We start from the raw sequence: 25,826 nt of genomic DNA on the forward strand, positions 1-25,826 counted from the left end.
AGATGTACCGCCGGACCAAAGCCCTTAAATCTGGAGATCGCCTGTGATTGGATTGATTGGAATAGTCTGCATTTTCGTCATGGTCTTTGGCGGCTATCTCGCCGCAGGGGGCAAGATGGCGATCATTCTGAAATCGCTGCCGTTTGAAATGATGATGATTGGCGGCGCAGCAATTGGTGCGTTTCTGATCAGCAATGACATGAGCGCTGTAAAACACACTGCAAAGGACATCGGCAAAGTGTTCAAGGGCCCGAAATGGAAGCCCGAAGACTACAGGGACCTTCTGTGCCTTTTGTTTTCCCTGATCCGCATTGCCCGTGCCAACCCGGTCGAGGTCGAACAGCATATCGAAGACCCTCAGGCGTCGGATTTATTCTCGCCCTACCCAAAGATATTGGCCGATAAAGAAGCGGTTGATCTGATCTGCGACACCATGCGCTCGGCCACGATGAACTATGACGACCCGCATCAGGTTGAAGAAGTTCTGGAAAAAAGGATGGAGGCCAATTTCCACCACGCCATGCACTCCAGCCACGCTTTGCAAACGGTGGCGGATGGCCTGCCTGCCCTTGGAATCGTCGCCGCCGTGCTTGGGGTGATCAAGACGATGGGATCCATCGACCAGCCGCCCGAGGTTTTGGGCAAGTTGATCGGTGGCGCATTGGTCGGGACGTTTCTGGGTGTGTTTTTAGCCTACGGTCTGGTGGGTCCGTTTGCCGGAAAACTCAAGGCTGTGGTCGAAGAGGACAATCACTTTTACCAACTGATCAAAGAGGTTCTGGTGGCCAATCTGCACAATCACAATGCCGCAATGTGTATCGAAGTCGGACGTCAGAATACGCCGACACATAACCGACCTGCCTTTTCTGACCTTGAGAATGCGCTGAAGGAACTAAAACAGGCTGCGGCATGACGCGTATACTTTTCCTGGCCCTGGTCCTGATCGCGGCAGCGGCAGACAGCGGGGCGCAAACCATCAAGATTCGGTCCGGTGAACATGGCGATCACACCCGCCTTGTGGCTCAAATCCCGCCTGGAACCCGTTGGGTTTTGACACCGCGACGAAAGGGGGCACAGCTTTCGCTTGATCTGGATGGCGTGGAGTTTGAAACGGCTTCAGTATTTGAGCGTTTAAATCAGGGCAGGCTTGCCTCGCTGGCCCAATCAGAGCCGGGCGCGGCTCTGGAGATGGAGTTTGGGTGCGAATGCGTCGCTACAGCGTTTTTGCACCGCGACACGATGGTGGTTGTGGATATTGCCCCGGGTGAGCACATCCCTTCACCGGAACCGGCCGAGCCAGTGTCATTGCTGCATGGGGTGACCACGGCAAAGCGCAGTACCACAGCCGAGCAAATACAAAGCACCGAGTTTTCGATCCCTCTGCTGCAGTTGAAACGTCGTGGGTTTGAGACGCAGCTCATGTCACGGATTTTGCAGGGCTCGGACCGGGAAATCGTCGACATGAACCTCGCTGGTGTTGGCGCCCGGCAATCGGGTTATTTCGGACCGCTTCAACTGCCGCTCGACCTGCCAGCCAACCTGAATGTGACATCGATACTGGATGAGCTGTCAGGGTTAAGGGGCCCGACCATTCAACAGATCGATACAAGGCCAGTCTGTATTTCCGATACAGAGCTGGGGTTTCATAGCTGGTCTGATGCAACTCCGTTCACACAGCAAGTCGCCGATCTGAGAGCCGACCTCTTTCACGAGTTCGACCGGTTGGACATACCTACGGTCGAGAAACTGGCGCAGCTTTATACCTATCATGGCTTTGGCGCCGAAGCCGTTCAGGTTCTGCATTTGGCTGGCGAAAGCGCCCCTGTATGGAACCGGGTCAGGGCGATAGCCCACCTGATGGACAAACAGCGGCAAACCGAACTCAATCCGTTCCGGGATCAACAACGTTGCGGCGGTGATGCGGCCCTGTGGGCGGTGCTGATCGACGGGCAGCTGACCAAGGATGCGCGTTCCGACGAAATCGAGTTGGCTTTTGTACGCTTGCCCCGGCACTTGAAGCGCCAATTCGGAGCGGGTCTGTCTGAAATCTTTGTCGCGGCAGACAAGCTGGAAGCGTCTCGCCGCGTGTTGCGCGCGATTGAACGGGTTGAAGGCGGTGACCAACCCCAAACGACCTTGGCGAAAGCAGGGGTCGCAAAAGCCGAAGGAGACGGCAAACTGGCAGAAGAATTGCTGGTCAAGGCGGCCACTAATCCAAATGCGACACAGCAGGCACCGCTGGCCCTGGCCCGGTTGGTCGAAAAACGGTGGTCAGATAGGGGCGCAGTAACGGGTCAGGAGATCGAGCTGCTGGAGGCATATGCCACAGAGCATCGCAATTCCGAAATCGGCCCCATGCTGGCACAGGCCTACGCGGTGGCGCTTGGCCTCAATCAGGAATTTGATACCGCGTTGGGACAGCTTCGGGACACGACTGACAGCAAAGATTGGACCCGAACGCAAAATCAGGTTCTTCATCTGCTGGTGGAGCGTGCTGATGACGTGACTTTCCTACGACATACGCTTTCCTTGTCGACGGAAACGCAGAACGGCATCGAAATGGATACTGCAATTGCTCTGTCTGAAAGGCTCATAAAGCTTGGGTTCGCTGGCCGCAGCTTCGCGCTTGCAAACCGCCGTACCGACACGGACAGAAGCACGGAAAGGGCGCGCTTGCGGGCCCACGCCGCGTTGCAACAAAAAAGGCCGCGTCAAGCTTTGCTTGAGTTATCCGGCGACGACTCGGAGACTGCCTTGTTGCTGCGGGCACAAGCTCTGGTCGATAGTCAGGATTTTGCAGGTGCCGCACTGGCGTTGGCAAAGATCGGATCAACAGAAGATGCCAACCGGAACTTTTGGCGCGCTGGCCTGTTTGAGAGGACAAGTGGCGATGAATCTGGCCAATACGATGCAGTTGCCCAATTGAGCCAATCGCTGACCGGGACAGTTGAAAGACAGCCCGACAAACCTCTGACCGATGCCGCAAAGCTGTTGCAGACCAGCGCTGAAATGCGGGCCGAGATTACCCAACTCTTCGAGATTATTGGCTCGCAGGAACCCTAGCTGCGTCCGAAATCTGGGAATCGATAAATGAGGGCTAGGCCGACAAATCAGGATCAGCTCGTGGTGGATGATAAAGAAGCTTGGCCAGATCCGAGAACCGCGACTTTGTGTCAGCCAGGCCAAGCACTGCCTTTTCAATCCGGTCCGCACGATCTGGGCCGATACACGGGGCCGCAAATGCTCTGAACTTTTCGATGATATCTTCTCGGCTGAAAGGGGTATCCGGACCGCCTCGGGCGTTCAGGTCTCCGGAATGAAAATCCTGCCCGTCTTTGGTGACAATCTGGACATCCGCCCAGCGCCCATCGGGAAAGCGGGCGTTGTGACGGTCACGTTCCGACACCTCAATTCGGTTAATCAACGCCGCAATGTCTGGATCCGACAGGCCATCTCCTGTGATTTGGGCAACACCGATCTGGCCGTGAACAGCGTATGCCGCCACGGCAAATGGCAGTGAATACTGCGCCTGAGACGTGGTCTGGGGCAGGCCCCGATACAGGCACGCTGCCTCGTGAAAGCTGTTGATCCGGATCGTTTCAATCTGTTCGTGGGTCAGCGCGTGTTCCTGCATCAGCAAACGCACCCCATCAATAGCGGCATGCGCCCAGCGACAGATCGGATAGGGTTTCACATATTGCTGACACATCTGCCAGACGTCGCCCAGATCGTCCCAATACGGCACTGCGCGATCTTCCTCGATCGTGATTGCCGGGGCGCCGGTGAAACCCCGCTCGGCCAAAAGCGCTGCGGACATACCGACAAGGGCACCCCAACCCGAACCATCATGCAGCATTGTCGGGTTGGCGATCTCGCGCATCATCTGACTGCGAGGTCCATGATATTCAGCAATCCCAAGCGCTTGGCGCAATTGATCTTGGGTGAAACCACGCAACCGCGCGGCCATCGCCGCAACGCCCAGTGCATTCCACGCGCCCGAAGTGTGATAGTCACTGACCGTCGCATGCAGCGCCAAACCAGCGCGACCTGCAATTTCATACCCGACAATTACAGTTGCCAGCGCCTCGGGGCCGGTCAACTCCGGGCAATGTTCAGCCAACGCGGTGAGCGCAGGCGCCACGACAACGCCGATATGTCCCTTTGTCGGGTTAAAGCCATCATGCGCATCAAGGTTATCAGTCTGCGTCGCGGCAGCATATGCGGCACCTGCCAGACTGGCTTTCCGCCCATCAAACAACAAACGCGCAGTAAAAGACGGATCATTGCTGGCGTAGAGGGATACTGCCGTGTCGCGCGCGATGACACCAGCCTCCATCGGTCCGGCAGCAATCAGGACGCCCAGAGTGTCCAACAACATCAGGGCAGCCCATTCCTGTACGTCCTCGGGCATTTCGCAGGCAGGGCGCTGCAGGATAAACTCCGCCACCTGTTCAAATGTAACGGTCATCAGACGGTCTCTGCCACAGATGCCTCGACATCGCGCAGCCTTTTGCCCTTGGGATCGAAGGGAGGTTCTTGCAGAATTCGGGCGGGGTGGGGTTTGCCGAGAATGAAGACCTCGACACGGTCACCGGGTTTGGCCATCTGCGGATTGGCATAGCCGATGGCCAGGGATTTCCCGACCGAATAGCCATACGCACCCGATGTCACACGACCCACTGGCTTGCCGTCGGGGTTGAAAATCGGCTCACCGCCCGAGGCGTCAGCTTCGGTCACTTCGATCTCAAACATCGACAACACCTCTCGGGGGGCATTGTCCTTGATGGCCAGATAAGCGTTTTTGTGCAGGAAGTCCTTTTCCAGTTTGATCAGACCCGCCAACCCGACCTCTTGCGGCCAATATTCCTGCGAATACTCCCTGCCCCACGAGCCGTAACCTTTTTCGATCCTCAAAGCGCCAAGGGCGCGGCCACCGACCGGACCGCCACCAAGGTCTTGTGCTGCCTCCAATAGCGCAGAATAGAGTCTAACTTGGTCCGCTTCGGCGCAATGTAATTCCCACCCCAGATCGCCGGTAAAGCTGACGCGGATAGCAAGGCAAGTGACGCCTGCAACCTCAATTCTGGCCGAACGCATGAACCGGAACGCATCGTTTGACAGGTCCGCATTGGTCAGCCGTTGCAACAGATCGCGCGACCTGGGCCCGGCGACGTTGAAACCTGCGATGCGATTGGTGGCGACTTCGAAAGTCGTTCCCGCAGGCATGTCGACCATGTTGAAGAACCGCTGATGATAGCGCTCGGCCATGCCCGAGCCGATCATCATGTACTCATCCTCGGCAACTTTGGTAATGGTGAAGTCTCCAGCCACACCGCCACGAACTGATATTAACGGGGTCAGACAAGACCTGCCAATCTGCGTCGGGACACGGTTGGCAACCAAACGGTCCAGCCAGTCATAGGCACCCGGCCCCTTGATCACGTAGTTGGCAAAGTTAGAGATGTCGATGACGCCCACATTGTTGCGCAGCATCCGCGCCTCACGGCCAACAGGCTCCCACCAGTTCTGGCGGGTAAACCCGTTGGTCTCGACCACGCCGGGTTGATCGGCGAACCACAGCGGATGTTCCCAACCGCAATTCAGGCCAAAGACACAACCCATGTCCTTCTGCATCTCATATGCGGGTCTAACACGGGCCGGGCGACCGGCGCTGCGTTCCTCATTGGGGAAATGGATGGCGAAACGGTGTGTGTAGACGTCTTCGACCTTGGCCTTGGTAAACGCCTTGTCGGCCCAATCCCCAAAACGCGCCAAATCCCAGGCAAACATGTCGTATTGTGGCTCACCTTCAACCATCCATTGCGCGGATAACAGGCCGAGCCCGCCGGATTGTGAAAACCCGGGAATGATACCGGTGCAACAGAAGTAGTTCTGTAATTCCGGCACCGGCCCCCAAATCGCATTGGAATCCGGCGACCAGATCATTGGCCCGTTGATCACCCGTTTCACACCGGCCGTTGCGGCCACCGGCACCCGTTCAGTGGCGCGAATGACGTTCTCCATGATGCGGTCCAGATCGTCCGGGAACAGGTCATGAGCAAAATCCAGCGGCGTGCCGGTTTCAGCCCAGAACCGCATGTCTTTCTCATAAGCGCCGATCAGAAGGCCGTTGCCTTCCTGCCGAAAGTAATACTCTCCATCCCGGTCGGCGATCGAAGGCAGGCGGCGGCCCAAAGCAGCAACCTCGTCAATCGCTTCGGTGACGAAATACTGATGCTCGGTCGGCTGTAGCGGCAGTTCAATCCCGGCCATCGCGGCCACCTCCCGCCCCCATAGACCACCGGCATTGACCACCCATTGCGTATGGATGTCGCCCTTTTCGGTGCGCACAATCCACGAACCATCCGACTGCTGTTCAGTGCCTAATACTGGGCAAAATCGTTCAATCGTGGCGCCCATCGCCCGCGCCCCGGCCGCATAGGCATGGGTTACGCCCGAAGGGTCAACATTGCCGCCATCGGGTTCGAACATGATACAGCGGATGTCGTCGAACTGCGCCAACGGGTGCAGTTCTTTTGCCTGTTCCCGGCTGATTTCATAGAAGTTCAGACCGTAGAACCTGGCCTTCGCCTCTTGCAGACGCAGCTGGTGTTCGCGGTCTTCGGTCTGCGCCAGATACAGCGAGCCGGATTGAAATACGCCGCACCCCTGCCCGGTTTCCTTCTCCAGCTCTTTATACAGGTTCATCGTATAATGCTGGATGCGGGTGATGTTGTTGTTGTCGTGCAACCCGTGAATGTTCGCCGCCGCGTGCCAGGTCGAACCGCTGGTCAGTTCATCCCGTTCCAGCAAGACAACATCCGTCCAGCCGAGCTTGGCCAAGTGGTAAAGGATAGAGCAGCCGACAAGCCCCCCTCCGATCACAACGGCCTGAGCGTGGGTTTTCATGGCTTGCCTCCTGCTTCAGATCAGCGCCCTTGCAGAAAGTCAGCCACAGGATGAGGTTAGCTTATGCTCTGTTCCCGACGCGAAATGTCGGGAACAGAGTTTGGATGGCCGGTTTTGATGCGCATCCGGGTTTGATCAGTACGGCGCTTCAACTTCGTTCATCGACACGTAGACCGTCTTCATCTCGCTGAAGTGGTTGATCGCCAGTTTCGAGTTCTCGCGCCCCACGCCTGACATTTTCGACCCGCCGAACGGTGCTTCGACCGGGGCGAGGTTGTAGGTGTTGATATAGCAGGTACCCGCCTCAAACCCGGCCACAACGCGATGCGCGCGGGTCAGGTCGTTGGTGAACACCCCGGCGGCCAGACCAAATTCGGTGTCATTGGCCCGGGCCATGACCTCTTCTTCGGTATCGAAATCCAGCACTGACATGACCGGGCCAAAGATCTCTTCACGTGCGATGGTCATGTCGTCGGTGACATCGGCAAATACGGTGGGTTGCATGTAAAATCCGTCGCCCTCGATCCGTTCGCCGCCATAGACCAGACGCGCGCCTTCGGCCTTGCCCTTTTCGATATAGGTCAGCGCGATATTCATCTGGTTTTCACTGACCATGGGGCCAAAGCTGACATCCTCATCCATCGGATCGCCAATTTTGGCGTTGGCCAGACGTTCGGCGAGGCGTTTCAGGAAAGCCTCTTTGATACCTTTCTGTACAAAGACACGGGTGCCGTTGGAACAGACCTGCCCTGAGGAGTAGAAATTGCCCAGAATCGCACCCGAGACTGCGTTTTCGATATCGGCATCATCGAACACGATCATCGGGGATTTGCCGCCCAGTTCCATAGTGACGTGCTTCATGCCGTCAGCGGCAGCGGCATACACCTTGCGGCCGGTCGGGACCGATCCGGTCAACGACACCTTGGCCACGCGCGGGTCGGTCACCAAAGATGCTCCGACATCGCCGTAACCTTGGATCACGTTGTAGACGCCCTTGGGCGCCCCCGCTTCGATCAGAATCTCGGCCACTTTCAATGCTGACAACGGTGTGGTTTCCGATGGTTTGAACACCATCGTATTGCCGCAGGCCAGCGCCGGGGCTCCCTTCCAGCAGGCGATCTGGGTCGGATAATTCCACGCACCGATACCCACGCACACGCCCAGCGCTTCGCGGATGGTGTAAACGAAATCACCGCCACCCAGTGGGATATGCTCACCGGTCAGCGATGCAGTCAGGCCACCGAAATATTCCAGCGCGTCGGCCCCGCTGGTGGCATCCGCCACAGTGGTTTCCTGAATCGGCTTGCCAGTGTCATGGGTTTCCAGAGCCGACAGATCATAGTTACGCGCGCGCATGATATCAGCAGCCCGACGCAGGATGCGGCCGCGTTCGGTTCCAGAGAGAGCTGCCCATTCAGATTGTGCTGCTTTTGCACTGTTTAGAGCCTTATCAACAACATCAGGCGTGGCCGAATGAAGCCGCGCGATGATTTCGCCGGTCGCGGGATAGACAACGTCGATCACGGCACCATCCGTGTCCTCGACATACTCCCCATCAATGAAGTGACTGGCTGCGGGTTGAAATTTCATGGAATCGTCCTTTGATCTGTCTTGGACGCGCAGATAACGCGCGCCGAATATGGTCGCAAGACGACGGGACAGGCTGGTTTATATGCGGCGTGAACGGCACCGTATCCGGCAGAAATCTTGAAACAGTTCCTAAAATGTTCTATATTTGTTCCACGCCACAGGTGGAACGGAGGTTTTTCGAGCTATGACCAACGCTGCCCGTCAAAGCTGGTTCGACGCACCCAGCAACGATTACCACCTTCTTCCGGTCACCGACCGGCAAATGCGCTATGCCCGCGCCATCGCACAGCAATCAGCCCTTGATATCCCGGTCGAGGCGCAGCAGGATCGCAAATCCATGACAGACTGGATTTCCGCCAACAAACCAGCGGACCCGTCGCCTTTTGCCAATTACCCCACCGGCAAACAGATCGCCTTTGCCGAGCGTATCTCGCGCAGTAAGCGGCGTCCGATTCCGAATGAGTGTTTTCGCGACAAACAGACGATGTCGCAATGGATCGATCAGAACAAATAACGCTTAGTCAGAGCCGCTTTGACTGTGAGTGCGCGTGTAAAGTGCAACTGCTGCGGCCACGAACATGCCCAGCAGGATATAGCCTGAGACAGCCTCGGACACAGCAACCCAGCGGCACAGGCCGGTTGGGGTCATGTCGCCATAGCCAACGGTGGTGAAGGTCACATACGAGAAATACAGGATATCGGCAGGGCCCTGCGCGCCGTCCACGCAGTTGTCATTATAGCCAAACGCACCGTAGACGGCGGCAAACAGGAAGGGCACAACCTGAATGAAGGACACGCCCATCAGAAACAGCAGCCGCCGCGGCGATTTCACCTGAGTCATATAGTACCAGGACTGCGATACGATCCAGATCACCAGACAAACAGCGGCAATGCTGCCCAACGTATCCCCGGCAGTCGCCTCGCTGAGCCGCGACAACCCAAACCAGGCCAGAAAACTGGCCACCATCAACCCCAAAGCGGCCAACAGGGTCGATTTCCATTCTTCCAGAGTTGAGGGTTCGCGCGACATCAGGGCTCCAACATGCTGGTCTTACGGGATCATCTAAATTCCGGCACGGACCTGCAAGCGGAATTCAGTCCGACCCCAGATGCACGCCCCCGCGTTTACGGGCCAACAGAATCTGTTTCTGCCGCTCGCGGAATCGCATCTTGTCCGCCTCCGATGTCTCATCAACACATTGATGACAGGCCACGCCGTGTTCGTATTCCGGGCGTTTCACATCCTCAGGCAGGATCGGGCGGCGACAGCCATGGCACAGCTTGTGTGGCCCTTCGACCAGCCCATGCCCAACCGAGACGCGGTTGTCGAACACGAAACACTCACCCTGCCACGTGCTGTCCTCGACCGGTGTTTCCTCGAGGTAGCGCAGAATGCCACCCTTGAGGTGATAGACATCCTCGACCCCCTGCCCCAGCAGATAGTTAGTCGATTTCTCGCATCTGATCCCACCGGTGCAGAACATGGCGACACGCTTGTTGTGAAAACGGTCCTTGTTCTCCTCCCACCAGGCGGGAAATTCGCGGAAACTGGCCGTTTCAGGGTCTATCGCGCCTTCAAACGTACCAATTGCCACCTCATAGTCGTTACGGGTGTCGATCACCACAACGTCGTCCGAGCGGATCAGATCGTTCCAATCCTCGGGTTCGACATAATGACCGACACTGGCGCGCGGATCGACGTCCGGCTGCCCCATGGTCACGATCTCTTTCTTCAGCCGGACCTTCATCTTGCCAAACGGCGGATGGTCGGACGTGGCCTCTTTCCATTCCAGCCCATCGCAACCGGGCAGGGCACGGATATGGGCCAGCACAGCATCGATTCCCGCGCGGGGTCCGGCAATGGTGCCGTTGATTCCCTCCTGCGCCAAAAGCAAGGTGCCTTTGACGGATTGCGCGCGGCACAGGTCAAGCAACGCAGGGCGCAGGGCCTCGGGGTTGGGAAACCGGGTAAAGTGATAGAGGGCAGCAATTGTGTACATGGGCGCGATTTAAGGCCCGCGCGGTTCGGACGCAAGAGAGTGGATTGACGACCCCCGCCCCGGACCATACCGATAGAAAGCAAACAGGAGACCCGCATGACCCATGCCCTGATCGTGATCGACGTGCAGAATGACTTTTGTCCCGGCGGTGCCCTCGCCGTGGCCGGCGGGGACGAGATCATCGCGCCGATCAACGCCATGATGAGCGCGTTTGACGCCGTCATCTTGACGCAGGACTGGCATCCGGCCAGTCATTCCTCATTCGCCAGTTCGCACCCGGGCAAGGCTCCGTTTGAAATGACAGAGATGCCCTACGGGCCACAGGTTCTATGGCCGGATCATTGTGTTCAGGGCACCGATGGGGCTGCTTTTCACCCGGATCTGCGAACCGATGCAGATCTGATCATCCGCAAAGGGTTTCGCAGCGCGATCGACAGCTATTCCGCGTTTTTTGAGAACGACCGGGAAACGCCAACCGGCCTGAAAGGATACCTGGACACGCGCGGGATCGGAAAACTGACCATAGTTGGTCTCGCCACCGATTTCTGCGTGCATTACTCAGCCATTGATGCCGCAAATCTTGGGTTTGACGTAACAGTGAAACTGGATGCATGCCGCGCCATCGACATGGACGGGTCTTTGGCAGCAGCCAAGAATGCGACGCGTGCGGCAGGTGTCGTGCTGGCCTAAGGCGTAGCCCCGCGTTCGGCCAGATATTTCAGAACGACAAACAAAATAACGGCGACAGCTATCGCAATGCCCACACGGCCAATCACCGTCGTCCGTTCCGGAGGCGTGCTGACCGGGTCGTGCAGTTTCGGCAGTTGTTCCGGTTTGGCGTTTACGCGCGGTTCCGAGGGTTTCGCTGTTCTAACGTGATTCAGAAACTCCCAAAAATCGAATTCACCGCAATATTCACCCTGCAGGCCCATGTTTCGGATGTTGGTAAACAGCCGTTTCAGGATACGGTTACGCGCAGCCGTATCTTCGGGTGGATAGAATCCATGCTTTTCCCCACTGGCACGTGTTTCCAGGCTGAAACCGGATTCCAAGAAAATCCGGCGGATTTTCGGTGATGCCGAACGCAAAGCCTGCGCCGTGTTAAAATCCCGAAACAGGGCGCGTACGGGCCGCGTGCCCGTCATGGCAGCAAAACCATGCTCCGGATCGACTTCGTCAGGTGCAATGGCAACTATGTCAAAATCGTACTCTAGACCCATTCACAAAACTAACCTTCTACCATCCCCCACCCTCCACTACCGCGTGAAGGGAACTCACAATAAGCCTGCAATGTGACCTGTCCTTGGCATTGTTACCATTTTGGCGACTCTTGCCAATCACCGCCCCGATTGATCTAACAATCGAAATCGCAGGAGCTTCCAATGGTCGACATCGCCACGCGGGTCTACAATCACAAATGGAAAATTGACCCGATTATCAGGTCTTTAATCGACACAGATTTCTACAAACTGCTGATGTGCCAGTCAGTGTTTCGAAATAAGCGCCAAACCGATGTCGTATTTTCGCTGATCAACCGTTCGAATCACGTCCCGCTGGCCCGTCTGATCGACGAAGGTGAACTGCGCGAGCAGCTGGATCATATCCGTTCGCTAAGCCTCAGCCGGGGGGAAAGCACCTGGCTGCGCGGCAATATGTTTTATGGCAAACGACAAATGTTCCGTTCCGACTTTATGAAATGGTTCGAGAACATGCGCCTGCCGCCTTACCATCTTGAGCGTAAGGGCGATCAATACGAGCTGACCTTCGAAGGCAAGTGGCATGAAGTCATGCTGTGGGAAATCCCGGCACTGGCCGTTTTGATGGAATTGCGCTCACGTGCGGTACTGAATGACATGCGCCGGTTCGAACTTCAGGTGCTTTATGCGCGCGCCATGACGCGTGTGTGGGAGAAAATCGGCCAGTTGCGCGAGACTGATGGCCTCAGCATTGCCGATTTCGGCACCCGTAGACGGCATTCCTTCCTATGGCAGGATTGGTGCGTGCAGGCGATGATCGAAGGGTTGGGGTCATCTTTCACTGGCACATCGAATTGCCTTATCGCCATGCGTCGCGAGGTTGAAGCCATCGGCACCAACGCGCATGAGCTGCCTATGGTCTATTCTGCGCTGGCCGATACGGACGCCGCGCTGGCGCAGGCACCTTATGATGTTCTCAGCGATTGGCATGATGAGCATGAGGGGAACCTGCGCATTATTTTGCCCGATACCTATGGAACAAAAGGGTTTTTGGACAACGCGCCAGACTGGCTGGCCGGCTGGACCGGTATCCGCATTGATAGCGGCGATCCCGCCTCCGGTGCAGAGACTGCGATCGAGTGGTGGAAATCCCGGGGCGAAGACCCGACACAGAAACGGATCATCTTTTCCGACGGGCTGGACGTGAACAAAATTCGCGAATTGCACACGCAGTTTGCGGGCCGGACCAACGTCTCGTTCGGTTGGGGCACGCTGTTGACCAATGATTTCCGCGATCTTGTGCCAAACGATGCCCTCGCGCCGTTTTCATTGGTGTGCAAGGCCGTATCGGCCAACGGGCGGCCAACGGTCAAACTGTCGGACAATCCGGAAAAAGCAATGGGACCGGCGGATCAGATTGAACGTTACAAGCGGGTCTTCAGGGTTGGCGCACAAGACGCGATCGAGGTCATCGTCTAGCCGTGATAGGCCGCAACCGTCTTTAGCTGCGAAAAGCCATACAGCGCCTCGAACCCCTTTTCGCGACCATGCCCGGACTTTCCAACACCTCCAAACGGCAGTTCGACACCGCCGCCTGCACCGTAATTGTTGATGAAAACCTGCCCCGAATGCAGCCCCTTGGCCAAACGCATCTGCCGCGCTCCATCACGGGTCCAGATGCTGGCGACAAGGCCATATTCGGTACTATTGGCGATATTTAGAGCCTGTTCTTCGGTTTCAAACGGGATCAGAACCTGCACCGGGCCAAAAATCTCTTGGCGCGCAAGGGCATGATCCGCGGGAACATCGGCAAACAGGGTCGGCAGAACATAGGCCCCGTTCACGGGCGCCCCGTCCACGATTTTACCCTGCGCCGCGATAGTGAGGTCTGCGCCCTTTTCCAGAAACCCCGATACGATCTGCTTCTGCCGGGCTGAAATCAGCGGCCCAACCCTTAGATCCTGCATCGCGGGGCCAACTGTAAGCTGAGCATAGGCCTCGGCCATGCGGGCCTTGACCTCTTCATACACGCCGCGCTGAACCAGTATCCGCGACGAGGCCGAGCAGGTTTGCCCTGCATTCTGAATGCCCGCGTTCACCAGAAACGGCAGCGCCGCATCCAGATCGGCGTCGTCAAACACCAGTTGCGGGGACTTTCCGCCCAATTCCAGCGTCACCGGCACCACATTGCGCCCCGCCGCCTGCTGGACCAGAGCACCCGTGGCCACCGACCCGGTGAACGAGATATGGTGAACCCCCGGATGGGCCGACAAAGCGGCACCAGCCTCGGCCCCCAGCCCCGGTACAACGTTCAACGCGCCGGCAGGCAATCCGGCCTGTTGCGCGAGATGCGCAAAGGCAAGCGCAGTCAGACAAGCCTCTTCGGCCGGTTTCAGGACGCAGGCATTGCCCATGGCCAACGCAGCACCAACCGAACGGCCAATGATTTGCATCGGGTAATTCCATGGCACGATATGCCCGGTGACCCCGTGCGGTTCGCGCAGGGTGTAAACGGTGTAACCTTCCAGATAGGGGATCGTCTCGCCCATCACCTTATCCGCAGCACCTCCGTAGAACTCACAATACCGGGCCAGCGCTACCGCATCCGCGCGCGCCTGCGTCAATGGTTTGCCCACATCCATCGCCTCGATCTGCGCCAGGTCATCCACACGCTCCAGCACCAGTTGGCCCAAACGTGTCAGAATGCGGCCGCGTTCCAGCGCGGTCTTGCTCCCCCAATCCCCCTCCAGCGCCGTCTGCGCGGCCTCAACAGCCAGATCGATATCCTGCGCATCCCCCCGCGCGATCTTGCAGATTTCAACACCATCAGACGGGTTGATCAGAGGAAGCACCTGACCCGAGACAGGCGGCATCCATGCGCCCCCGATCAGACAAGACGCGGGATCAAACCAAAGAGGGTTGGGCATGGGAATCTCCTGTTCAGGCTCTAACATGAGGGCTTTTGGCGTTTGGCTCAGCGAATTGAGGAAGCGTTGGCGCGGCCTCGATCAGTTTGCGTGTGTAAGAATGGCTGGGGTTCGAAAAGACCTGTTCGGTGTCGCCTTGTTCCACGATCCGGCCTGCCTGCATGACCATGACCCTGTCCGTGATCGTTCGCACGACGCTCAAGTCATGGCTGATGAACAGATAGGTCAGGTCGTAGGTTTCACAAAGCTCGACCAGCAGATCCAGGATTTGCGCCCGGACCGAGACATCCAGGGCCGAAACAGCTTCGTCAAACAGGATCAGTTGGGGGCGGATCATCAAGGCACGCGCAATGGCAATGCGTTGCCGTTGCCCACCCGAGAATTCGTGGATGTACTTTTCTGCGTCGTCGGGGCTAAGGCCCACGGCACCCAGCATTTCCGCGATCCGATCCCGCCGATCCGATCCGGTTGGCGGCGTATCCAAAAGATGAAATGGCTCGGTGATCAGGCGCGCGACGCGGTGGCGGGGATTGAAGCTGCCAAAGGGATCCTGAAACACGACCTGCATCTTTCGGCGCACTTCGGGATTCGGTTTGTGACCTGTGAACACATGCTGACCGTCCAGCAGGATTTCCCCGCCCTGCACTTCTTCCAAGCCCAAAATGGCCCGTGTTAGGGTCGATTTTCCACATCCGGATTCCCCGACCAGTCCCAACCGCTCTCCTTTGCTCAGGGTGAAGCTAACCCGATCCACCGCACGGTGATGTTCCGGTGCGCTGAACACTTTCTTGCGCGGCAGACGATAGTCGCGGATCACGTTAGTCACCTGCAACAAAGGGCCAGGGTTTCGCGTGGGGGGCAACACGACCTGATGGCTGGACGCCTCGAACAACATCTTGGTGTACGGATGCTGCATATGCCGTAACAGATGATCCGTTGCACCGGTTTCGACAACTTCACCATGACGCATGACGACAATCTGGTCCGCCATCTCGGCCACAACCGCCAGATCATGCGTGATCATCAGCAGGCCCATATCATATTCACGGACCAACCCTTGCACCAGTTCAAGGATTTGCGCCTGCGTGGTCACATCCAGCGCCGTGGTGGGTTCATCCGCGATCAAAAGGTGCGGGCGCAAGGCAATGGCCATTGCGATAACCACCCGCTGACGCTGGCCGCCGGACAGTTCGTGCGGATAGCGCGTCAGCGGAAACCTGTCGGGTGGCAAGCCAACGCGGGTCAGAACCTCCTTTGCGCGTTCTACTGCCTGCGCTTGTGGCATGGCCTTGTGGATCAGGATGGTCTCGGTCACCTGATCTCCGACCGTTCTGACCGGGTTCAACGCCGTCATCGGTTCCTGAAACACCATCCCGATCGAGGCGCCGCGCAAGGCACACATCTGTGTTTCGGAGCATTGCAACAGGTTCTGGCCCTCCAGCGTGATCGCCCCTTCAACCTCTGCCCCGTTGGGCAGTAATTGCATCACGGCCAGGGCGGTCATCGACTTGCCCGATCCGCTTTCCCCGGTCACCGCCACGATCTGTCCCGGCTCAATCGCCAGGCTGACCTGCCTGAGGATCGGCACCCCGTGGATCGCGACCGAGAGCTTATCGATTTGCAGCAAACTCATGCGCGCGCCACCCGGATACGAGGATCCAGCCAATCGCGCAGACCGTCGCCCAGCAGATTTAGGCCCAGCACGGTCACGATAATCGCCAGGCCCGGAATCAGAGCCAAATGCGGGGCAAAATTGACCATTGTCTGCGCATCGGCCAGCATACGGCCCCAGCTGGGTGTGGGTGGTTGCGCGCCCAGACCCACGTAGGACAGGCCTGCCTCGGCCAGAATGCCAAGGCTGAATTGGATGGTGCCCTGCACGATTAACAGATTGGCGACGTTGGGCAAGATATGCTCGGCCGATATGCGCGCTGCGCCTTTGCCCGAGACTCGGGCAGCAAGGATGAATTCCCGCTCCCACAGCGACAACGCCGCGCCGCGGGTGATGCGGGCAAAAACGGGGATGTTGAAGATGCCAATGGCGATAATGGCGTTGATGGCTCCGGCCCCGAAGATCGCCGTAATCAGGATCGCAATCACCAGCGAGGGGAAGGCAAAGACCAGATCGTTGCCGCGCATGATCACTTCATCCAGCCACGCCCCCCTGCGCGCGGCCGCCGTCAGCCCCAAAGGCACGCCCAGCGCCATCCCGATGCCAACAGCCACCAAAGCCACGGCAATCGAGGTCCGCGCGCCCACCATGATCATCGAGAACATGTCGCGCCCGAAATGATCAGTGCCGAACCAGTTCTGCGCACCGGGGGTTTGCAGTTTACCAGGGATATTCAGCGCGGCGTGGTCATAGGGTGTCCAGACAAAGGACACCAACGCCGCCAGCAGGACAAGCGAGGACAGAACAGCACCAAGGATCAGGTTGCGGCTCATGTCCTGTTCCTTAGCCGGGGGTCGACAGCCGCATAGGCGAGATCGACCAGAAAGTTCACGGTGATGACCGCAAAGACCAGCAGCATGACCACCGACTCGACCACAATCAGGTCGCGGGCCGAGATTGCCTGAAACACCAGCCGCCCCAGGCCAGGCAGATAGAACACCTGCTCGATGATAATCGACCCTGCCAGAAGGAAAGAAAATTGCAGCCCGATGATAGTCAGAACCGGGATCAGCGCATTGCGCACCCCGTGCCGCCATAGCGCTTGGCGGCGCGACAGGCCCTTGGCACGGGCCGTGCGCATGAAGTCTTCACCCAGAATGTCCAGCAGCGACGACCGCATGACACGCGCCAGAATCGCGGCTTGCGGCAAAGCCAGCGCTATCGCCGGCAGAGTCAGGGAATGCAGCCCTACCCAAAACCCGTCGCCCCACCCCGCGAATCCTCCGGCGTTGAACCAGCGCAGGTTGATGGCGAAGATCAGCACCAGCATCATTGCGAACCAGAAATTGGGGACCGCGATCCCAAGCTGCGTTGCACCCATCACGGCCAGGTCCCCCGGCTTGCCACGGCGTGCAGCGGCATAGATGCCGACCGGAAAAGCAATCAGCGTCGATAAGGTCAGCGCGTACAGCGCCAGCGGCAGGGACACCCACAACCGGTCGGCAATCATTTGCGAGACCGGTGTGCGATAGGTGTAAGAGGTGCCGAAATCGCCCATCAGCATCCCGCTGATCCAGTTGAAGTACCGCTCGATCTTAGACACGTCCAGCCCCAGTTCGGCCCGCAGCGCGGCCAGTGTGTCCTCCTGCGCGTTCACCCCCAACATGAAAGAGGCCGGATCACCCGGAGCCACCTCGATCACGGCGAAGATGACCACCGAAGCAACGGCGAGACTGATCATCAGAGATATCAGGCGTTTTAGGGTATAGCGAAGCATTTAGGCCCTATTAGGGTCAAAAAACGGACGAGCCCGTGATCCGGGCTCGCCTTGATCTGGAATCGTGGCTTACTCTGACCAGCTTATGCCGGTCAGATCATTGGCTGCTGTGGGCGCATTTTTCCACAGGCCCTGCACACCGGCCTTGGCAACACCCAGCTTGGCCAACTGGAACATGTAGCCGTTGACATAATCGTTTGAGATCAACCGCTGCGCCTCACCCAAAAGCCGTTTGCGCTCGTCTGGGTCGGTGGTGGCGTTCAGCGTCTCCATCAGCGCCTGAAAGTCCGTGCTGTCATACTGAAAGTAATAGTCGGGCCGCGCATAGATTCCGATGTCCATCGGCTCGGTGTGGCTAACGATGGTCAGGCCGTAATCCTTGCCATTAAAGACGGATTCCAGCCACTGCGCCCATTCCACATTGATGATCTCGGCTTTGATACCGACCTCGGCCAGTTGCGCAGCAACGATCTCACCCCCGCGGCGGGCATAAGAGGGCGGCGGCAGGTGCAACGTGGTTTCGAACCCGTCCGGGAACCCCGCTTCGGCCAGTAGCGCTTTGGCTTTTTCAGGGTCGTGCGCGGATTGGCCGGTCAGATCGACATAAGCCGGGTTATGTGGGGCGAAGTGGGTGCCGATGGGTGTGCCATAGCCGAACATCGCGCCATCGATAATGGCCTGACGATCGATCGCATGGGCCAAAGCCTGCCGGACACGAATATCGTCAAACGGGGATTGTTTGTTATTGGTGGACAGGATCGTCTCACCTTCGGTTGAACCGACAAGAACCTGAAACCTTGGGTCGGCCTCGAACTGGGGCAGATTTTCCGGTGCCGGGAAGTTGTCGAATACGTCGATATCCTCGGCCATCATTGCGGCGAATGCGGCGGTCGGGTCCGAGATAAACTTGAATGTGGCGGACTCTAACGCAGGCTGATCACCCCAGTAGTCGGGATTGCGATTCAGGGTAATGCTGTCGCCCTGAACCCAGTTACCAAAGGTGAACGCGCCGGTCCCGACTGGGTTGGTCTTGATGTTCTCAATGCTTTCCGGGGCCACGATGACCGCATCACCCCAGGCCATGTTGAACAGAAAGTTGCCGTTCGGCGCTGACAGGGTCACCTGAACAGTCAACGGATCGATCACCTCAACGCTTTCGATCCCGGCGAACAGGGCCTTTTGCGCGTTGGCGCTGTCTTCGGCACGGGCTCGGTCAAGGCTGAACTTGACGTCTTCGGCATCCATCGTTGTGCCGTCATGGAACGTCACACCCTCGTGCAGCTTGAAGGTATAGACGGTGCCGTCATCCGAAATTTCCCAGCTTTCAGCCAGCCCCGGCACAACTGAACCATCGCCCATGAAACGGGTCAGACCTTCGAACACATTGGTGTAAACGACCGAATCGATTGCCTGCGCTGCCGCGCTGGTCGGGTCCAAATGAGGCGGTTCCAACTGCATCCCGATTGTGATGTCGGACTTGGCCAAGGCCTGTGTGGCCATAAGACCCGCGCCCAAAGCCAAAGCCGAGGCTAATGATCGAAACATCTGCTTTGTCATGAAAATCTCTCCCCGTTGATAGAATGCGCCCGCTGTTTTGCAGGCTTTTCCACCGCCAATAGTCCCACAAACCTCAGGTCAATCAAGGGAATGTTCGCGCAACCGGGGTTTCTATGGGCTTGGGCAATCTGCTATGCCGCACTGCAACATAAACTCTGCAGGAGCGAGAATGAGCGCCACGGCCCGCAAGAAAGCCCCGAACGCCGAGGATATCCGCGCCCGAAAAGGCAGCGATCCCTTGGTGTCCCTGACTGCGTACACAACGCCAATGGCCCGGCTGATGGACGCACATTGCGACTTCGTTCTGGTGGGCGACAGCGTTGGCATGGTTTTGCACGGTCTGACCTCGACCCTGGGTGTGACGATGGAGATGATGATCATGCATGGTCAGGCCGTCCAGCGCGGGTTGGATACGGCGATGATGGTTATCGACATGCCGTTTGCCACGTACGAACACGGCCCTGCCGATGCCTTCCGCAACGCCGCCCGCCTGATGGCCGAGACCGGCGCGGGTGCGGTCAAGCTGGAAGGCGGGGTGGAAATGGCCGAAACCATCCGCTTTCTGGTCAAACGCGGCATTCCGGTGATGGCACATATCGGTCTGACGCCGCAATCGATCAACACGCTGGGCGGCTACAAGGTTCAGGGGCGCGACGAACAGGCCGAGACTGTGCTGGCAGATGCCCGCGCTGTGGCCGAGGCTGGCGCGTTTTGCGTCGTGTTAGAGAAGGTTCCGCAAGGTCTCGCCAATCGGATCACGGATGAGGTCGCAATTCCGACCATCGGCATCGGAGCTTCGGCCGGGTGCGACGGGCAAATCCTTGTGGTGGACGATATGCTGGGCTTTTTCACCGCGTTCAAACCGAAATTCGTCAAACGCTACGCCGATCTTGGTCCGATGGCCGAGGCCGCCATTGCGGAATACGCCGCCGAAGTGCGGGCGCGATCCTTTCCGGCAGACCAACATGTGTTTTCCGATCAGGCTCCGGCCAAGGGGCCCAAGGCATGACCGCACCGATCCTGCGCCGTCTGGCCGATCTGCGCGCGCTGACCCGAAGATGGCACGGCGACAACGAAACAATCGGTGTCGTCCCCACGATGGGCGCGCTGCATAAAGGCCACTTGTCGCTGGTCAAGGCCGCAAAGGCCGGATGCGACCGGGTCATTGTGACGATCTTTGTGAACCCCAAGCAGTTCAACAACCCCGAAGACCTTGCCAACTACCCCCGCACTGAAAACGAAGACGCCGAAAAACTTGCGCCTTACGGTGTTGACGCGATCTATGTGCCTGATCCGGAAGAAGTCTACCCTCAGGGGTTTTCGACAACTGTGACGGTCTCGGGGCTGACAGACGTGATGGAGGGGCCGTTCCGCCCCGGGCATTTCGATGGTGTCGCCACGGTTGTCGCCAAACTGTTCCTGCAAACACAAGCGGATCGAGCCTATTTCGGGGAAAAAGACTATCAGCAACTGCTGGTCGTGCGCCGTATGGCCCGCGATCTGGACATTCCAATTGAAGTGATCGGATGTCCTACTGTCAGGGAAGCTTCGGGTCTGGCCATGTCCTCGCGAAATTTGCTGTTGTCGCCCGAGGGGATCGCAACCGCGGTTAAGATCAGCGAAGTCATGCAGACGCTTTCCGATCGCTTGATCAACGGTCACCCCTTTGAGCCTCTGAAACAACAGGCTGAGGCCGATTTGCTGAACGCGGGGTTTTCACAGGTTGAATATATCGACCTGCGCTGTGCCGAAACGCTTGAGGCGTTGCCTCACGCGTCACGCCCTGCCCGCCTGTTCGTCACTGCTTGGGCCGATGGCGTCCGGCTGATCGATAATATCGCGGTTCCGGCGACCTGATTTCTGCTCTGGCCCCTGTGCGATTGTTTGCGCTAAAGTCTCGCAAAACCACGCGGGGAGGAGCGCAGGCATGACCTATATTCTGGCAATCGATCAGGGCACCACGTCTTCCCGTGCCATTCTGTTTGATAAACAGATGCAGCGCGCGGCCACGGCCCAGCGCGAATTCACGCAGCATTTCCCGCAGGAAGGCTGGGTCGAACACGACCCGGAGGAGATTTGGGACAGCGTTCTGACCGTCTGCCGCGAGGTGATGGAAACAGCGGGGGTTTCTCCCGAACAGATCGCCGGGATTGGCATCACCAACCAGCGGGAAACAACTGTTGTTTGGGACAAGGCCACCGGCAAGCCGATTCACAACGCCATTGTCTGGCAGGACCGGCGTACTTCGGAAATCTGCGCGGGCCTGCGCAAGGCGGGGCATGAGGATCGTGTAACTGCACAGACCGGATTGCTGCTGGACCCCTATTTCTCGGGAACCAAAGTCAAATGGCTGCTGGACACCGTACCCGGCGCCCGCGACCGCGCCGCAGCCGGGGCGTTGCTGTTCGGCACGATCGACAGCTTTCTGATCTGGCGTCTGACTGAGGGGCGCAGCCATGTAACCGACGCCACAAATGCCGCTCGGACGCTGCTGTTCGACATCCACGCGGGCGAATGGAGCACGGAAATCTGCGAATTGCTGGACATTCCGACAAACATGCTGCCCCAGGTCTGCGACTGCGCGACGGATTTCGGCAGAACCACCCTGCTGGGTGGCGAAATCGCAATCCTTGGTGTTGCCGGAGATCAGCAGGCCGCAACAATCGGCCAGGCGTGCTTTAGCCCCGGCATGATGAAATCGACCTATGGCACCGGCTGTTTTGCCTTGCTAAACACAGGTGATCAGCCTGTTCTGTCAAAGAACCGCCTGCTGACCACGATTGCCTATCAGTTGGACGGACAGCGCACCTATGCGCTGGAAGGGTCAATCTTTATCGCGGGTGCAGCTGTTCAGTGGCTGCGCGATGCCGTCAAGATCATCGATGCTGCGCCGCAAAGCGGCGAATTGGCGGCGCAAGCCGATCCGACCCAGCATGTGGTGCTGGTGCCCGCATTCACTGGTCTTGGTGCCCCATACTGGAAACCTGATTGCCGGGGCGCGATGTTCGGATTGACCCGCAACTCGGGCCGGGCAGAGATCGCGCGCGCCACATTGGACAGCATCGCCTTTCAGACCCGCGACCTGTGGCACGCGATGCAGGGCGATTGGGGGGCAGAAGCCGATGTCATCCTGCGTGTCGACGGTGGAATGAGCGCGTCGGACTGGACCATGCAGGGCCTGGCGAATTGCCTTGGTGCACCCGTGGATCGGCCGGTGATGCAGGAAACGACAGCTTTGGGCGCTGCCTGGCTGGCCGGGATGAAGGCGGGCGTTTATCCAGATCAGGCCGGATTTTCCAAGACATGGGAACTGGACCGCAGATTCGTACCGGATCAAAGCGATAAAGATCGGGATGCAGCCTATGCCCGCTGGCAACGGGCGGTTCAGGCCGCAATGACCTTCTAACTGTGATCCTTCATCAGGCGCTGTTTCTGCCGTGACCAATCGCGTTTGGCCTGAGTTTCCCGCTTGTCGTGAGTTTTCTTACCCTTGGCGATGCCGATTTTGATCTTCGCCCGGCCCTTGTGATTGAAGTACAATACAAGCGGCACCAGCGTCATACCCTTGCGCTGGGTCGCATTCCACAGGTCCGACAATTGTTTTCGGGATACCAACAGCTTGCGGCGGCGGCGCTCTTCGTGCTTGAAAACCTTGGCCTGTTCGTAAGGCGCGATGTAACAGTTGACCAGCCACAGCTCTGCATTGTCGACCGAGGCATAGCTGTCGGCAATGTTCGACCCACCCGCGCGCAGGGATTTGACCTCGGACCCTTCCAGCACGATGCCGCATTCGATGTCGTCTTCGATTGCATAATCAAAGCGCGCGCGCCGGTTTTCGGCGATTACCTTGTAATTCGGGTCTGTCTTTTGCTTGGCCATGACGCGATGATTTAGGCGGCTTGAACGGCCCTTGCAAGGCGCGGAACAGATGACACGGTCAGGTTTTGGCCGAAATGATCAGGTCCGGGCCGAAAATCGTGTCTGCATGGTTGTGCAGATAAATCTTGAGCCAGGGTGTGAAGCGTGCCGGGTGGCGCTGAGCTTCGGCCAACAGATCGTGGTAATCGACCCAGCGGATCTCCATGACTTCATCCGGGTTGGGCACAATTTCCAACGGGCCGCGCGCATGGGCCAGAAACACGTCCACGACCTCATTCTCGACCATGCCATTGCCTACATCCGCATGATATTCCAGACGATGACGGTATTCGGGGTAGAGGCCGGCGATCCCCAGCTCTTCCCGCAGGCGACGTACGGCACAGGCCGATGCACTTTCGTTCCAGTCCGGATGGGTACAGCAGGTATTCGCCCACAGACCCGGCGTATGATATTTGCTCAGCGCCCGGCGCTGCATGAGAATTTCGGTTCCCCGGACAACAAAGACTGACACCGCCTTATGCTTGAGTCCCTTTTCATGTGCTTCAAGCTTGTCGACGGGGGCCAGTTCGCCACCCACCCAGGCCGGGATCATAATTCCCATCTGTCGTCTCCCGTTACCGGCCGAACTATCCGTGCAGTCACGTGTCTGAATGCCGGTCACTGCCAAAGTGGCGCTGTTCGCCCCCCTGATCAAGCGCACGAAAGGCCGCAGGGGCTGCGGCCTTTTTGCACTTGGTCTTCTAGTGTGGCGACAGGCTTTATTCGCCGGAAACGCTGATGATATAGGCGTAGACGTCCTCGGCGCCCGATTTCAGCTTGAAGGTCATTTTCGACTTGGCCGCAGTGTCATCCAGATAGGTTTTCAGAAACCCTTTGGGATCCTGCGCATATTCGACAAATGTGGTTTCATCCCACACAAGGCCATTCTCACCAGCTGCCACGATACTGTCGCCATATTTGAACCCTTCAACGGTGCCCGCCGTGCGGCCCGCGATGCCATACAGGTTCGGCCCTGTCTTGCCGCCTTTGACAATCACCTCGCCCGCCGGGTCTGCGATCAGGTGGCAGGATTTACATTTATTGAAGGCTTTTTTGCCGGCCTCAGCGTCGCCCTCAGCGTAGGCAGGGACGGCCAAAAGGCCCACGAGTGCTGTTGCAAGGATGCGGTTCATAGCTTGTGCTCCGATACGAATTGGCTGCACCGAATGGATCGTCGGTGCGAAAAAGAGTCAACGCGCGGATTGCCGCGCAACGACACTGTGCCACTGCGGCATATAGGCCGTCCTTAACTTAAGTCATGTGGCTCGGACCAGCAGGGCAAAAGGTCGCCCGAAGCAGGTGATGCCAGGTAGATCGCTCGGGCTATGGCCCGGCTCAGGCATACCGCGCAGGCATGACCGATACGGCCAACGTCGGAATTTTCGACCGGGCGCGCGCCTGTACTGACCCCGAACACCAGATCACCGTCTCCGGGTGTATGAGCCGGAACAATGGACCGCGCGATCCCGTCATGAGCCGTGACCGCCAAACGGTGACATTGAGCCTTTGTCAGCGCGGCATCGGTCGCGACAATCGCAATTGTTGTGTTGGTGGCATCAGGCGGTGCCGGGCGCATGGCAATTGATTTACGGCTTACCGGTACCTCACCAAGCCCAGTGGACGAATCCGGCCCCAATCCGCCAAATTCGGTGCCTACCTCGAACGGAGCGGCCCAGAAATGTTTGTCACCCGGCGTTGTAACGCTGCCGAGCGGGTTGGCTGCCACCAACGCCCCGACCGTGACGCCATTGTCCATCACCGCAGAAGCCGACCCCAAGCCGCCCTTGTGCATGGCCGCCAGCGCCCCTGTTCCGGCACCTACGGAACCGAGTTCAAATGTCTCGGACGCCGAAAGATACGCGGCACGGCCCAGCGCGCGATAGGGATTCCCGGACCAGTTTTTGTCGCCGCCATTCAGCAAGTCGAACAGTATTGCGCCGGGCACAATGGGAACGATGGCCGATCCGACCTGAAAGCCGCGCCCCTCGGCCCGCAGAGCATCCGACACGCCAGATCCAGCATCCAGACCGAAGGCCGAGCCTCCGGACAGGGTGATCGCATCGACCCGGTCCACGGTTTTGTCCGGGGCCAACAAATCCGTTTCACGCGTGCCCGGCGCGCCGCCCATAACATGGACCGAGGCGGTAAAGGCCGTATCCGCCGTGAGCACCGTTGTTCCGGATTTCAGCGCGTCATCCTGCGCATTGCCGACCTTGAGGCCGGGGATATCAGTGATCAGGTTCTTGCGTCCGGGTTTCATGCGGGATCTCGTGGATTAAGGGAGTTTAGCGCGCTGACGCGCGCTGCCTCCGGCGGGGATATTTTTGGCCAGATGAAGAG

The 25,826-nt window shown here is 58.2% G+C and carries 23 protein-coding genes; 8 read left to right on the top strand and 15 right to left on the bottom strand.

The window, feature by feature from the left end; all coding sequences use genetic code 11:
- Nucleotides 1–43: 43 nt before the first annotated feature.
- Both motA and ACP0GE_RS10425 read left to right on the top strand, forming a co-directional pair.
- Nucleotides 44–913: a flagellar motor stator protein MotA gene (gene motA, locus ACP0GE_RS10420; RefSeq protein ID WP_424831883.1), complete on the top strand. Its 870-nt coding sequence runs from the start codon at nt 44–46 to the stop codon at nt 911–913.
- Nucleotides 910–3,063 carry a hypothetical protein gene (locus ACP0GE_RS10425; protein WP_424831884.1) on the top strand — a complete coding sequence of 718 codons (2,154 nt, stop codon included), beginning with the start codon at nt 910–912 and terminating at the stop codon, nt 3,061–3,063. The genes motA and ACP0GE_RS10425 overlap by 4 nt, the downstream gene beginning before the upstream one ends.
- A 34-nt stretch (nt 3,064–3,097) precedes the next feature.
- Here ACP0GE_RS10425 and ACP0GE_RS10430 read toward each other — a convergent pair whose 3' ends face one another.
- From ACP0GE_RS10430 to betB, 3 genes are all read right to left on the bottom strand, one after another.
- A complete protein-coding gene (locus tag ACP0GE_RS10430) occupies nt 3,098–4,468 on the bottom strand; it encodes an MmgE/PrpD family protein (RefSeq protein WP_424831885.1) in 1,371 nt (456 codons plus the stop codon).
- Nucleotides 4,468–6,909 carry a GcvT family protein gene (locus tag ACP0GE_RS10435; RefSeq protein ID WP_424831886.1) on the bottom strand — a complete coding sequence of 814 codons (2,442 nt, stop codon included), beginning with the start codon at nt 6,907–6,909 and terminating at the stop codon, nt 4,468–4,470. The genes ACP0GE_RS10430 and ACP0GE_RS10435 overlap by 1 nt, the downstream gene beginning before the upstream one ends.
- Nucleotides 6,910–7,044: 135 nt before the next feature.
- Nucleotides 7,045–8,499 carry a betaine-aldehyde dehydrogenase gene (gene betB / locus ACP0GE_RS10440; RefSeq protein WP_424831887.1) on the bottom strand — a complete coding sequence of 485 codons (1,455 nt, stop codon included), beginning with the start codon at nt 8,497–8,499 and terminating at the stop codon, nt 7,045–7,047.
- A gap of 184 nt (nt 8,500–8,683) precedes the next feature.
- On the opposite strand from betB, the gene ACP0GE_RS10445 reads away from it, so the two are divergent.
- Complete coding sequence (locus ACP0GE_RS10445) at nt 8,684–9,013, top strand: hypothetical protein (RefSeq protein ID WP_424831888.1); 330 nt, start codon at nt 8,684–8,686, stop codon at nt 9,011–9,013.
- Between the two features lie 3 nt (nt 9,014–9,016).
- Here the strand turns inward: ACP0GE_RS10445 and ACP0GE_RS10450 are convergent, their stop codons facing one another.
- Nucleotides 9,017–9,529 (bottom strand): potassium channel family protein, encoded by a 513-nt coding sequence (locus ACP0GE_RS10450; protein ID WP_424831889.1) that lies wholly within the window; start codon nt 9,527–9,529, stop codon nt 9,017–9,019.
- 64 nt (nt 9,530–9,593) lie between these two features.
- Nucleotides 9,594–10,499 (bottom strand): rhodanese-related sulfurtransferase, encoded by a 906-nt coding sequence (locus ACP0GE_RS10455; protein WP_424831890.1) that lies wholly within the window; start codon nt 10,497–10,499, stop codon nt 9,594–9,596.
- A 96-nt stretch (nt 10,500–10,595) separates the two neighbouring features.
- Between ACP0GE_RS10455 and pncA the strand changes: the two genes are divergently transcribed.
- Entirely contained in the window at nt 10,596–11,189 is a 594-nt protein-coding gene (pncA, locus tag ACP0GE_RS10460; RefSeq protein ID WP_424831891.1) for a bifunctional nicotinamidase/pyrazinamidase, read from the top strand.
- Here the strand turns inward: pncA and ACP0GE_RS10465 are convergent.
- Nucleotides 11,186–11,719 (bottom strand): hypothetical protein, encoded by a 534-nt coding sequence (locus ACP0GE_RS10465; RefSeq protein ID WP_424831892.1) that lies wholly within the window; start codon nt 11,717–11,719, stop codon nt 11,186–11,188. The genes pncA and ACP0GE_RS10465 overlap by 4 nt on opposite strands.
- 162 nt (nt 11,720–11,881) lie before the next feature.
- On the opposite strand from ACP0GE_RS10465, the gene pncB reads away from it, so the two are divergent.
- On the top strand, nt 11,882–13,174 hold the full coding sequence (gene pncB, locus ACP0GE_RS10470) for a nicotinate phosphoribosyltransferase (RefSeq protein WP_424831893.1): 1,293 nt from the start codon (nt 11,882–11,884) through the stop codon (nt 13,172–13,174).
- Here pncB and ACP0GE_RS10475 read toward each other — a convergent pair.
- The 5 genes from ACP0GE_RS10475 to ACP0GE_RS10495 form a co-directional block, all read right to left on the bottom strand.
- Nucleotides 13,171–14,622, bottom strand: coding sequence for an aldehyde dehydrogenase family protein (locus tag ACP0GE_RS10475; protein WP_424831894.1), 1,452 nt, complete (start codon nt 14,620–14,622; stop codon nt 13,171–13,173). The two genes, pncB and ACP0GE_RS10475, sit on opposite strands and share 4 nt — an antisense overlap.
- 13 nt (nt 14,623–14,635) lie before the next feature.
- The gene (locus tag ACP0GE_RS10480) at nt 14,636–16,255 is read right to left on the bottom strand and encodes an ABC transporter ATP-binding protein (RefSeq protein ID WP_424831895.1); all 1,620 of its coding nucleotides are present in this window, start codon (nt 16,253–16,255) and stop codon (nt 14,636–14,638) included.
- Entirely contained in the window at nt 16,252–17,067 is an 816-nt protein-coding gene (locus ACP0GE_RS10485; protein WP_424831896.1) for an ABC transporter permease, read from the bottom strand. The genes ACP0GE_RS10480 and ACP0GE_RS10485 overlap by 4 nt, the downstream gene beginning before the upstream one ends.
- On the bottom strand, nt 17,064–18,011 hold the full coding sequence (locus ACP0GE_RS10490) for an ABC transporter permease (protein ID WP_424831897.1): 948 nt from the start codon (nt 18,009–18,011) through the stop codon (nt 17,064–17,066). Before ACP0GE_RS10490 ends, ACP0GE_RS10485 begins: the two co-directional genes overlap by 4 nt.
- A gap of 69 nt (nt 18,012–18,080) precedes the next feature.
- A complete protein-coding gene (locus ACP0GE_RS10495) occupies nt 18,081–19,568 on the bottom strand; it encodes an ABC transporter substrate-binding protein (RefSeq protein WP_424831898.1) in 1,488 nt (495 codons plus the stop codon).
- A gap of 169 nt (nt 19,569–19,737) precedes the next feature.
- On the opposite strand from ACP0GE_RS10495, the gene panB reads away from it, so the two are divergent.
- The 3 genes from panB (at nt 19,738) to glpK (ending at nt 22,974) form a co-directional block, all read left to right on the top strand.
- Complete coding sequence (panB, locus tag ACP0GE_RS10500; protein WP_424831899.1) at nt 19,738–20,577, top strand: 3-methyl-2-oxobutanoate hydroxymethyltransferase; 840 nt, start codon at nt 19,738–19,740, stop codon at nt 20,575–20,577.
- Nucleotides 20,574–21,425 (top strand): pantoate--beta-alanine ligase, encoded by an 852-nt coding sequence (panC, locus tag ACP0GE_RS10505; protein WP_424831900.1) that lies wholly within the window; start codon nt 20,574–20,576, stop codon nt 21,423–21,425. The genes panB and panC overlap by 4 nt, the downstream gene beginning before the upstream one ends.
- 70 nt (nt 21,426–21,495) lie before the next feature.
- Nucleotides 21,496–22,974, top strand: coding sequence for a glycerol kinase GlpK (gene glpK / locus ACP0GE_RS10510; RefSeq protein ID WP_424831901.1), 1,479 nt, complete (start codon nt 21,496–21,498; stop codon nt 22,972–22,974).
- Here glpK and smpB read toward each other — a convergent pair.
- The 4 genes from smpB to ACP0GE_RS10530 form a co-directional block, all read right to left on the bottom strand.
- A complete protein-coding gene (gene smpB / locus ACP0GE_RS10515) occupies nt 22,971–23,447 on the bottom strand; it encodes an SsrA-binding protein SmpB (RefSeq protein ID WP_424831902.1) in 477 nt (158 codons plus the stop codon). The genes glpK and smpB overlap by 4 nt on opposite strands.
- Before the next feature lie 58 nt (nt 23,448–23,505).
- The gene (gene idi / locus ACP0GE_RS10520) at nt 23,506–24,048 is read right to left on the bottom strand and encodes an isopentenyl-diphosphate Delta-isomerase (RefSeq protein WP_424831903.1); all 543 of its coding nucleotides are present in this window, start codon (nt 24,046–24,048) and stop codon (nt 23,506–23,508) included.
- Between the two features lie 157 nt (nt 24,049–24,205).
- The gene (locus tag ACP0GE_RS10525) at nt 24,206–24,619 is read right to left on the bottom strand and encodes a c-type cytochrome (protein WP_424831904.1); all 414 of its coding nucleotides are present in this window, start codon (nt 24,617–24,619) and stop codon (nt 24,206–24,208) included.
- A 113-nt stretch (nt 24,620–24,732) separates the two neighbouring features.
- Entirely contained in the window at nt 24,733–25,746 is a 1,014-nt protein-coding gene (locus ACP0GE_RS10530) for a P1 family peptidase (protein ID WP_424831905.1), read from the bottom strand.
- Between the last annotated feature and the right edge of the window lie 80 nt (nt 25,747–25,826).

Origin of the sequence: Ruegeria sp., from assembly GCF_965243365.1 — a bacterium.
In the GTDB taxonomy this organism is placed as follows: domain Bacteria; phylum Pseudomonadota; class Alphaproteobacteria; order Rhodobacterales; family Rhodobacteraceae; genus Ruegeria.